The organism is Candidatus Thermoplasmatota archaeon (assembly GCA_030018475.1).
GTDB lineage: Archaea > Thermoplasmatota > JASEFT01 > JASEFT01 > JASEFT01 > JASEFT01.
The window spans coordinates 1-10108 of the sequence record JASEFT010000014.1; the positions used below are offsets into that span (position 1 = coordinate 1).

Genomic DNA, 10108 nt, shown 5'->3' on the forward strand with positions numbered 1-10108 from the left:
AAATCAATCCCATCCCTCCTAGCTAAACTAGGCTTGAGAGGTGATGGGATTGTCAAAATTTAACGCTTAAGTTGACAGCCTCAGATTTCGATTTTTTGCATCAACTACCTATAGCGTCTAACTACCTTTTTGTAGAAACGCGCTTCTCACAGCAAGTATCAAGCTCTTCCGTACGACTCCCCTCTAACTACTCCGCAAGCTATCAAATGTGCTACTCTTACAGGCTCTGGTAAAGCGCCTCTAATTGTAGTCTGCGCTATTAGTTTTTCAGCCTCTTCTAGAGTTATACCTAAAAACCCTATATAAATTGGGTTGTGCTTGGTAGTTATTTCTACAAGATTTATGGCTTTGATTGTTTTCAATCTTGCTTCCCAGTCTTTGAAATGTTTTCTAAGTGCATACTCTATTTTTTCCAAATCAGGCTTGTCGCGAGTTACTGTAATTACAGGCACTTTCGTAGCTTTGTATAGCTTTTTTATATCTATTATATTGAAGCCTCCTAGCGCTATACCGTCCAAAAATATTGCTTTTATCTGCTTCCTAAATCTTGATTTTGTTATTACCTTTGTTAATTTACTAGTTGCATCGCTACCATCTACTTTAACGCTGGTTCTTAATACTCCTTCAATATAATTTTTACCTCTCAGCACTGCCCCTATAACAACAACCTCTTTATCTCTAAATTTAAAGGGCGCATCGTCTATCCCTATAGTTCTAAGTTGTAATTTCATAGCTTTTCAATTAACTTAGCTGCTGCTGAGTAAGGGTCTATTTGACGCTTCAATATTCTCTCTACAAACTCTTCAAAGTCATGCTTGGCTATCACTTTCTCTAAAATATAATTTGTTAAGTTTTGCTTTACAATTTCCATGAACTCAATTCTCGTTTTTTCTTTTAGCTTCGCTGCCAGTTGGTTGCTCTCCTTTAAATATTCTAGATGTTTCTGAATAGCATTTACAAGTTCTGGAATTCCTAAATTTTGTAATGCGTTTGCTTTGATAACTAAAGGTTTCCATCCGCCTTCACGCGCTAGCATCATTTCTAAATTAGCAACTACTTGCTCAGCGCCAGGCAAATCAGCTTTATTAACCACGAAAATATCGCCTATCTCTATAATGCCTGCTTTAATAGCTTGAATTTCATCGCCTGTTCCAGGCATAGTAACAACTACAACTGTCAGTGCAGTTTTGGCTATTTCTACATCAGCTTGACCTACACCTAAAGTCTCTACAAGAACGATATCTTTTCCAGAGGCATCTAATATTTTAGTAACTTCGCTGGTAGCTCTTGCTACACCTCCTAAAGAGCCTCTAGAGCCCATGCTCCTGATAAATACATCTCTATCGCCGGAATGCTCTTGCATTCTTACTCTATCGCCTAGAAAAGCGCCTCCGCTAAAAGGGCTTGAAGGATCTATTGCGATCACACCTACTTTCTTTCCCTGCTTTCTATATTCTTTAGTAAGCTGTGCAATTAGCGTGCTTTTACCGCAGCCTGGCGGACCTGTAATACCTATCACCCAAGCCTTACCTGTATAAGGATAAATCGAAGCCAGATATTTAATAGCTTTGGGAGAGTTGTTTTCAACGAGAGTTATAAGTTCTGCAATAGCTTTTCTATCGCCAGCTAAAATTTTGTCAGCTATTTCCATTTCTTTAACTTCTTTTTTATAAATTCTACAATATCTTTTGTATCGGTCCCAGGACCAAATATTTCTGCAATACCTATTTCTTTAAGTTTAGTCACATCTTCTTCAGGTATTATTCCGCCTGCCAGTACTATGATATTTTCAAGACTCTCTTTTTTCAAAAGTTCCATGACTTTAGTGAACAGCGTTAAATGCGCTCCTGAAAGCAGACTCAAGCCGATAACGTCAACGTCTTCTTGTAGCGCTGATTCTACTACCTGCTCAGGCGTTTGATGCAAGCCTGTATAGATTACTTCCATACCTGCATCGCGGAGAGCTCTTGCAACTACTTTAGCACCTCTATCATGCCCGTTAAGACCTAATTTTGCAATAAGGACACGAATTTTCTTTCCTTCCTCTACCATATTAGCTTACTTCAATACATTGCAGGCTCTTTATAAGTGCCATACTCATCCCTAAGCACTTGGCATATTTCACCAAGTGTTGTATAGACTTTAACGCATTTTATAAAGTAAGGCATGAGATTATCACCGCTTCTAATGCCTTTTATTAGGTCAGCTAACGATTGCTCTACCATTTCCTTAGACCTCTCTTTACGTACTTTCTCAAGTCTCGCAATCTGTCTTTTTTCAACTTCCGGATCTATTCTTAAAATAGGTATTGGTACTTTCTCTTCCTCTACAAACTCATTCACTCCAACAACTATTCTCTTCCTCTGCTCTATTTCTTTTTGATAGTTGTATGCTGAGCTTGCAATTTCGCGCTGGAAGAAGCCTTTCTCAATACATGCAATTACTCCTCCTAAAGCTTCTATTTTATCAAAATATTTCCAGCACTCTTCTTCTATTTTATTAGTAAGCCATTCTAAATAATATGAGCCTCCTAAAGGATCGATTACATTTGCTACGTTGCTTTCATGCGCTATTATTTGCTGAGTACGAAGTGCTATTTTAACTGCCTTCTCGCTAGGCAGAGCTAAAGCTTCATCATAAGAATTGGTATGTAGAGATTGCGTTCCGCCAAGCACTGCAGCAAGTGCCTGAATAGTAGTTCTTATTATGTTGATTTCGGGCTGCTGTGCAGTAGCGCTACAGCCTGCAGTTTGAGTATGGAATCTAAGCCAGAGCGAGCGCTTTTTCTTTGCTTTGAATCTCTCCTTCATAATTTTAGCCCATATTCTGCGTGCAGCTCTGAATTTTGCAACTTCTTCAAATAAATCGTTATGAGCGTTGAAAAAGAAGCTTAACCTTGGCGCGAAATCATCAACATTCAAGCCTCTCTTTATAGCTTCTTCAACGTAAGTACAGCCATCTGCCAACGTAAAAGCGAGCTCCTGTACCGCGGTAGCACCAGCCTCGCGTATATGATAGCCGCTTATACTGATAGTGTTCCATTTAGGCACTTCTTTACACCCGAACTCAAAAGTATCTATAATGAGCTTGAGTGAAGGTTTCGGCGGTAGCATGAAAGTCTTCTGAGCTATAAATTCTTTTAACATATCGTTTTGGATAGTACCTGAAATTTCTTTTCTAGCTATACCTTGCTTTTCAGCAACTGCAATATACATAGCCCATAGAATGGGTGCAGGAGGATTGATAGTCATTGAGGTAGTCACTTTATCTAAAGGAATGCCATCAAATAATATTTCCATATCTTTTAAAGTATCTATAGCTACACCGCATTTGCCAATTTCACCTTTTGCTCTTTTGCTATCTGAATCGTAGCCGTAAAGAGTAGGGAAATGGAATGCAACGCTAAGCCCGGTTTCGCCATGTTGCAGTAGATATTTAAATCTCTTGTTAGTTTCTTCTGCAGTGCCGTAGCCTGAAAATTGTCGCATAGTCCATAATTTACCTCTATACATAGTTGGATGTATTCCTCTAGTAAAAGGCTCCTCACCCGGAAAACCCAAATGAGTTTGATAATCTAGCTCTTTGATATCTTCCGGCGTGTAAACTCTTTTTACAGGAATACCCGAGAGTGTTTTAAATTCTTGCGCTCTTTCTTCAGCTTTTAAATTCTCTTTTTCATAGCTCTCCCTCGCTTTCCTTAGCTCTTCTATTTTATCAGCTCGCCACATTTTTATCAACCGTTCTTTTTTCTCCCTCTTCTTCTCAGTAATCAATACCTTTACGTGCAAGCAATCCTTTTTCAAAAGGATGCTTTATATCGAGCATCTCAGTAACTAAATCTGCTGCTTTTATAATTTCTTTAGGCGCATACCTGCCTGTAAGTACAAGCTCTACATGTCGAGGCTTCTTAGCAATGAGTTCTAACACGTCTTCTAAATTTATAAGTTTATAATCAAGTGCTACATTAATTTCATCTAAAATAGCTAAATCATACTTGCCGCTCATTACTATCTCTTTTGCATGCTCTAACCCTTTTTTAGCCAGAGAGATATCTATTTCAGCAGCCTTTTCCTTGCTGACAAAACTCTCTCTGCCGAATTGAACTATTTTTAAGTTGGGATTGCTTTTGAGAGCTAAAATTTCGCCGTATTCGCACCCCTTCATGAACTGAATTACATACACTTTCAGCCCTCTGCCTATAGCTCTTAACGCTAAGCCTAACGATGCTGTGGTTTTGCCCTTGCCATTTCCTGTATAAACTTGCACAAGTCCCTGCTCTAGTTTCATTTGTAATTTAGATATGATTAAGCTTAAATATAATCTTTTGGCAACTAAAAAGACAAAGACCAGAAAAACTTTATTTTCTATTAAACGTATCATGAGAATAATGATATTTAGTTTGACTAAAGAGCAGGAAGAATTTAAAAATAAAGTAAAGGCTTTTGCAGAAGAAGAGCTTTTTCCTATAGCGTCTATACAAGATAAAAAATCAGAATTTCCTGTGCAAGCCATGAAGAGGGCATCCGAGCTTGGATTAATGGGTATGTGCGTACCCAAAGAATACGGCGGATTAGGCTTAGATCATTTAAGTTACGTACTTGCGATAGAGGAAATATCAAGGGCTTGCGCATCTTCAGGAGTTACAATCTCTGTAAACAATTCTCTTGTATGCACCCCTATTTATAAATTCGGTACCGAAGAGCAGAAAAAGAAATATCTGACTAAACTTGCTAAAGGTGAATATTTAGGCGCTTTCGCACTTACAGAACCAAATGCAGGTAGCGACGCAGGCGCTGTAGCGACTAAAGCAGAGCTTGAAGGCAACAATTACATTCTTAACGGAACTAAAATCTTTATTACGAACGCTTGCAAAGGCAATGTTTTTATTGTATTTGCCGCAACAGGCCCCACAAAAAAGCGAATATCAGCATTTATTGTAGAGCACGGCTACGAGGGCTTTAGTATAGGTACAAAAGAGCAAAAACTAGGTATTTTAGCGAGTGATACCGCAGAACTTTCATTTGATAACTGTAAAGTCCCTAAAGAAAATTTGATTGGTAACGAAGGTGAGGGCTTCAAAATAGCGCTCAACACACTTGATTACGGTAGAATTGGTATCGCATCGCAAGCTTTAGGTATAGCACAGAACGCTTACGAAATTTCTTTAAAATACTCAAAACAGCGCAAACAGTTTGGCAAAGCTATTTCTGAATTTCAGGCAATTCAATTCACGCTTGCAGATATGGCTACTCAGATAGATGCTGCAAGAATGCTTGTCTATAAAGCTGCTTATGTAGCAGATACCGGTAAGAGGTTCTCTAAAGAAGCTGCTATGGCGAAACTGTTTGCTAGCGAGGTAGCTATGAAAGTAACAACACAAGCAATCCAAATTCTAGGAGGCTATGGCTACACAGAAGATTATATTGTAGAGCGCTTGTACAGAGATGCTAAAATCACAGAAATTTATGAAGGTACTAGCGAAATACAAAGACTGGTGATTGCTGAATCGCTTTTGAAAGAATAGAAGCCTTTCTCTTTTCTTTTGGGAAAAGAAAAGAGAAAGCCTTCAGGGAAAGAGAAAAGAAAATTTCTTTTTTCTTTTCCCGTGAAGGGCTTTTCTTTTTTCTAAAAAGAAAAGGGCTTCAGGGAAAGAGGGAAAAATCCAGGAAAAAGGGGAGAAAACCGTAGGTTGTCTCCCCTTTGTCTAGAGAAATCCTTCAGGGAAAGAAAAAAGAAAAAATCCCATGTTTTTCTTTTCCCGTGAAGGGCTTTTCTTTTTTCTAAAAAGAAAAGGGCTTCAGGGAAAGAAAGAAAAGGGAAGATGGGAAAAATCCAGGGAAAAGGGGAGAAAACCGTAGGTTGTCTCCCCTTTGTCTAGAAGAATGAAAGGGGCTAACGAGATTCTAGCGCTTGGTGATAAAGAAACAATATTGCCTTTAAAAGCTTTCGGAATAGTAGCTGAAGATTGCAAAACCTCAGAGCAAGCTTTAAATATTATAAAGCTAAGAGCAAAAGATTTCACTCTAATATTTATCACAGAAGAGCTTGCTGGCCCAATACAAGAGGAACTTAAAATTTTAAGAGCGGAAAAAATATTTCCTATAATATTAGAAATTCCTAGTAAAAGTGGCAGTACAGGATTAAGTAAAGATAAGCTAAAAAAAATAGTTGAAAAAGCAGTAGGCGCTGATATACTAAAGTGATAAAAAATGATTGAAGGTACTGTTATCAGAGTCAGCGGTCCTGTTGTGGTAGCTGAAGGAATGGCGCAAGCGAAAATGTACGACGTCGTTCTTGTAGGCGATAAAAAGCTAGTAGGTGAAATTATAGAGCTAAGAAGTGATAGAGCTACAATACAGGTTTATGAAGAAACAAGCGGTATAGGGGTAGGTGAGAAAGTTATTTCTACAGAAGCGCCCCTTAGCGTAGAGCTTGCTCCTGGAATCATAGGAGCTATCTATGATGGTATTCAAAGACCTTTGGATTTGATTAAAGCTCAAATTGGCGATTATGTTAGAAGAGGTGTAGCGATACCTCCGTTGGATAGAACTAAAGAATGGGATTTCGTACCCAAATTGAAAAAAGGTAGTGAGGTAGAGCAAGGCGATGTTTTAGGTGTGGTTCAAGAAACGCCACTTGTAGAGCATCGAATACTCGTTCCTATAGGCGTAAAAGGTAAAGTTTTAGAACTTAACGAAGGTAAAGCAAGAATAGAAGATGTAATTGCTGTAGTTGATACCGAGCAAGGTAGAAAAGAAATTTCAATGCTGCAGAAATGGCCTGTAAGGATAGGCAGACCTTACAAAGAGAAACTACCTCCTTCTATACCTATGCTCACAGGTCAACGTGTACTTGATACTTTCTTCCCTGTAGCAAAAGGAGGTATTGCCTGTGTGCCCGGCGGCTTCGGGACTGGCAAAACAGTGATTCAGCATGAAGTGAGTAAATGGGCTGATGCGCAAATTATTGTTTTCATAGGCTGTGGTGAAAGAGGTAACGAAATGGCTGAAGTGCTGCTTGAGTTCCCTCAGCTAAAAGACCCTAGGTCAGGAAGACCTCTAATGGAAAGAACTATTCTTGTAGCTAATACTTCCAACATGCCTTTCGCAGCACGAGAAGCATCTATTTATACAGGAATAACTCTCGCAGAATACTATCGCGATATGGGCTATGATGTAGCGCTACAGGCTGATAGTACTTCGCGCTGGGCTGAAGCGCTACGTGAAATAAGTGGTCGCTTAGAAGAAATGCCTGGCGAAGAAGGTTATCCTGCCTATCTAGCAAGTAGAATTGCAATGTTCTACGAAAGGGCTGGAAGAGTTATAACGTTAGGTTCGCAAAAGCGCGAAGGTTCTGTTACAGTGATAGGCTCTGTCTCACCGCCCGGCGGCGATTTCTCAGAGCCTGTAACTCAGTCAACGCTTCGCGCTACGAAAGTATTTTGGGCACTTGATGCACCTTTAGCATACAGAAGGCATTTCCCAGCAGTCCATTGGTTACTTAGCTATTCTCTTTACCTTGATGATGTAAAGGATTGGTATTGCCAAAATATAGGTAAGGATTGGAAAGAGCTGCGCGATAACGCTATGGCACTTCTACAAAAAGAAGCTGAACTAGAGGAAATTGTTAGACTTGTAGGTCTTGAAGCGCTCTCTCCAAAAGATAGATTGTTACTAGAGACTACAAAGTCAATAAGAGATGACTTCCTTTATCAAAATGCATATCACGAAGTAGACACTTACTGCTCTCCAGAAAAACAATATGAAATACTCAAAATAATACTGAAATTCTACAGGCTCGGCTTAGAAGCAGTTAAAGAAGGTAAGAACTTAAAAGATGTTCTTGCAATCGCTACTAAGCAAGAAATTCCTAAACTTCGTACTTTAGAAGAGCAAGAATTCAAGAGTAAAATTCAAACTTTAAACGAAAATCTTGAGAAAGAGTTTGGTAAATTATTATGAGAGATTATTTAACAATAGGCGAGATTGCAGGACCTTTGCTGTTTGTAGAGAAGGTAAAAAACGTTAAATATGACGAACTTGTAGAAATAGAGCTTGCTAGTGGCGAGCTTCGCAAAGGTAAAGTTTTGGAAGTGCATCGTGATAAAGCGCTGATACAAGTCTTTGAAGGTACTGCAGGTGTAGATATTGGGAGAACTAAAGTAAGATTTTTGGGTAGAGGTGTAGAATTAGCGGTTTCTGATGATATTATAGGAAGGGTTTTCGACGGACTTGGCAACCCTATAGATAAAGGCCCTAAAATTCTAGCAGAATCTAAATTAGATATTAACGGAGCGCCTATCAACCCATATGCTAGAGATTATCCGCTCGACTTCATACAGACAGGTATTTCTGCAATTGACTGTATGAATCCACTTATAAGAGGGCAGAAGCTGCCGCTGTTCTCAGGCCCTGGATTACCACATGCAGAAATAGCAGCGCAAATCGCAAGGCAATCGAAACTCATTACTGGCAAGGAAGAATTTGCTGTGATATTCACAGCTATGGGCATAACTTTTGAAGAAGCTAACTATTTCATTTCTGATCTCAAGCGTACAGGCGCTATAGAAAGGAGCGTGCTCTTTATTAATTTAGCGGACGACCCTGCGGTAGAAAGACTTGCAGCTCCTAGAGTAGCGCTTACAGCTGCAGAATATTTAGCTTTTGAAAAAGACTATCATGTACTTGTAATTCTTACTGATATGACTAATTATGCAGAAGCGCTACGCGAAATTTCTGCGGCTCGCAAAGAAGTGCCTGGACGTAGAGGCTATCCAGGGTATATGTACACAGACCTTGCTACTATTTACGAAAGGGCAGGTAGAATAAAAGGTAAGAGAGGCTCTATCACTCAAATTCCTGTCGTAACAATGCCTGAAGACGACATAACTCATCCTATTCCTGATCTTACAGGCTACATAACTGAAGGGCAGATTATAATTAGCAGAGAGCTGCACCGTAAAGGTATTTACCCGCCTATAGATGTGCTACCTTCACTTTCAAGGTTGAAAGATAGAGGTATAGGCAAAGGGCGCACAAGAGAAGACCACGCTGATGTACTCAATCAACTTTACGCAGCTTACGCAAAAGGTAAAGAAGCTCGTGAATTAGCAGTAATACTTGGAGAAGCCGCTCTCAGCGAACTTGATAGGAAATATTTAGATTTTGCAGATTTATATGAACGAAAAATGGTGTCACAAGGCAAAGAAGAAGACAGAATTATAGAGCAAACTTTAGATTTGGGCTGGGAGCTCTTAGCGATGCTGCCTGAGGAAGAGCTAAAACGTGTAAGACCTGAGAATATAGAGAAATATTTGAGGAGAGTCAAGAAATAAAACATGATAGCCACAACTGCAAAACTTACCAGAATGGAATTGCTAACTACTAAGAAGAAATTGAAACTTGCAATAAGAGGTCATAAATTGCTCAAAGATAAGCGTGACGAGCTTATGAAACATTTTCTAGCGGTCATAAAGGAAACTAAACGAATGAGGGAAGGGTTAGAAGAAGAATTGGAAAATGCTTATAAAGAGTTCATGCTTGTAAGAGCCACAGCAAGCATGGAAGAGCTTGAAAACGCTTTTCTATATCCAAGAAGTAGGACTACAATTGAAGCCACTACCAAAACGCTTGTTGGTGTAGAAGTGCCAGAGCTAAAATTAAATTTAAGTGAGGTTGATTTAGGATATAGTCTAGCACAAACGCCAATTCAGCTTGATACCACGCTTGCGCACTTTCGTCATGCACTGCAGAAACTTGCTTTACTCGCGCAGCTTCAATCTAGCTCCGAGCTACTAGCGCTCGAAATAGAGCGTACAAGAAGAAGAGTTAATGCGCTAGAGCATATTTTAATACCGCAGTTAGAGCGTAAAGTAAAATATATTGAGTTGAGGTTAGAGGAAGTAGAGCGCGCTAACTTCTGTAATTTAATGAGAATAAAAGATATTGTTAGAAGAAGATAATGAGCGATATTATTTACATTCTCATAAAGACCGAAGCTGGGAAATTAGAAAAAGTGTTAAATGAAATTTTTAAAAGATCTAATGTATTAGAAGCTTATGTGGTAACAGGCGCTTATGATATTATTGCTAAAATTCAAACTCCTTTTA

11 protein-coding genes are annotated in these 10108 nt (G+C 39.1%); 6 read left to right on the top strand and 5 right to left on the bottom strand.

All coding sequences use genetic code 11. The features are described 5' to 3' along the window. Nucleotides 1-158: 158 nt before the first annotated feature. From QMD21_03065 to cobO, 5 genes are read right to left on the bottom strand one after another with little or no spacing between them, the layout of a single operon-like run. A complete protein-coding gene (locus QMD21_03065) occupies nt 159-731 on the bottom strand; it encodes a DUF99 family protein (GenBank protein MDI6855750.1) in 573 nt (190 codons plus the stop codon). Next, a complete protein-coding gene (gene meaB, locus QMD21_03070) occupies nt 728-1651 on the bottom strand; it encodes a methylmalonyl Co-A mutase-associated GTPase MeaB (GenBank protein MDI6855751.1) in 924 nt (307 codons plus the stop codon). The genes QMD21_03065 and meaB overlap by 4 nt, the downstream gene beginning before the upstream one ends. Next, on the bottom strand, nt 1642-2052 hold the full coding sequence (locus tag QMD21_03075; GenBank protein ID MDI6855752.1) for a cobalamin B12-binding domain-containing protein: 411 nt from the start codon (nt 2050-2052) through the stop codon (nt 1642-1644). Before QMD21_03075 ends, meaB begins: the two co-directional genes overlap by 10 nt. A gap of 11 nt (nt 2053-2063) precedes the next feature. Beyond that, nucleotides 2064-3728 carry a methylmalonyl-CoA mutase family protein gene (locus tag QMD21_03080; GenBank protein ID MDI6855753.1) on the bottom strand — a complete coding sequence of 555 codons (1665 nt, stop codon included), beginning with the start codon at nt 3726-3728 and terminating at the stop codon, nt 2064-2066. 34 nt (nt 3729-3762) lie between these two features. Further along, a complete protein-coding gene (gene cobO / locus QMD21_03085) occupies nt 3763-4287 on the bottom strand; it encodes a cob(I)yrinic acid a,c-diamide adenosyltransferase (protein MDI6855754.1) in 525 nt (174 codons plus the stop codon). A 100-nt stretch (nt 4288-4387) separates the two neighbouring features. Between cobO and QMD21_03090 the strand changes: the two genes are divergently transcribed. The 6 genes from QMD21_03090 to QMD21_03115 form a co-directional block, all read left to right on the top strand. After that, nucleotides 4388-5524 (top strand): acyl-CoA dehydrogenase, encoded by a 1137-nt coding sequence (locus tag QMD21_03090; protein MDI6855755.1) that lies wholly within the window; start codon nt 4388-4390, stop codon nt 5522-5524. A gap of 358 nt (nt 5525-5882) precedes the next feature. After that, nucleotides 5883-6203, top strand: a complete 321-nt coding sequence (locus tag QMD21_03095) for a V-type ATP synthase subunit F (GenBank protein ID MDI6855756.1) — start codon at nt 5883-5885, stop codon at nt 6201-6203. A 6-nt stretch (nt 6204-6209) separates the two neighbouring features. Beyond that, complete coding sequence (locus QMD21_03100) at nt 6210-7961, top strand: V-type ATP synthase subunit A (GenBank protein ID MDI6855757.1); 1752 nt, start codon at nt 6210-6212, stop codon at nt 7959-7961. After that, the gene (locus QMD21_03105; GenBank protein MDI6855758.1) at nt 7955-9334 is read left to right on the top strand and encodes a V-type ATP synthase subunit B; all 1380 of its coding nucleotides are present in this window, start codon (nt 7955-7957) and stop codon (nt 9332-9334) included. Before QMD21_03100 ends, QMD21_03105 begins: the two co-directional genes overlap by 7 nt. Nucleotides 9335-9337: 3 nt before the next feature. Further along, a complete protein-coding gene (locus QMD21_03110; protein MDI6855759.1) occupies nt 9338-9961 on the top strand; it encodes a V-type ATP synthase subunit D in 624 nt (207 codons plus the stop codon). Then, the coding region (locus QMD21_03115; protein MDI6855760.1) for an Lrp/AsnC ligand binding domain-containing protein at nt 9961-10108 on the top strand (148 nt) is incomplete at its 3' end. The genes QMD21_03110 and QMD21_03115, both read left to right, overlap by 1 nt.

Coding starts and splice junctions, on each gene's coding strand:
- QMD21_03080 (MDI6855753.1), bottom strand. CDS start 3,728: ATGTGGCGAGCTGATAAAATAGAAGAGCTAAGGAAAGCGAGGGAGAGC.
- QMD21_03090 (MDI6855755.1), top strand. CDS start 4,388: ATGATATTTAGTTTGACTAAAGAGCAGGAAGAATTTAAAAATAAAGTA.
- meaB (MDI6855751.1), bottom strand. CDS start 1,651: ATGGAAATAGCTGACAAAATTTTAGCTGGCGATAGAAAAGCTATTGCA.
- QMD21_03075 (MDI6855752.1), bottom strand. CDS start 2,052: ATGGTAGAGGAAGGAAAGAAAATTCGTGTCCTTATTGCAAAATTAGGT.
- cobO (MDI6855754.1), bottom strand. CDS start 4,287: ATGAAACTAGAGCAGGGACTTGTGCAAGTTTATACAGGAAATGGCAAG.
- QMD21_03100 (MDI6855757.1), top strand. CDS start 6,210: ATGATTGAAGGTACTGTTATCAGAGTCAGCGGTCCTGTTGTGGTAGCT.
- QMD21_03095 (MDI6855756.1), top strand. CDS start 5,883: ATGAAAGGGGCTAACGAGATTCTAGCGCTTGGTGATAAAGAAACAATA.
- QMD21_03110 (MDI6855759.1), top strand. CDS start 9,338: ATGATAGCCACAACTGCAAAACTTACCAGAATGGAATTGCTAACTACT.
- QMD21_03065 (MDI6855750.1), bottom strand. CDS start 731: ATGAAATTACAACTTAGAACTATAGGGATAGACGATGCGCCCTTTAAA.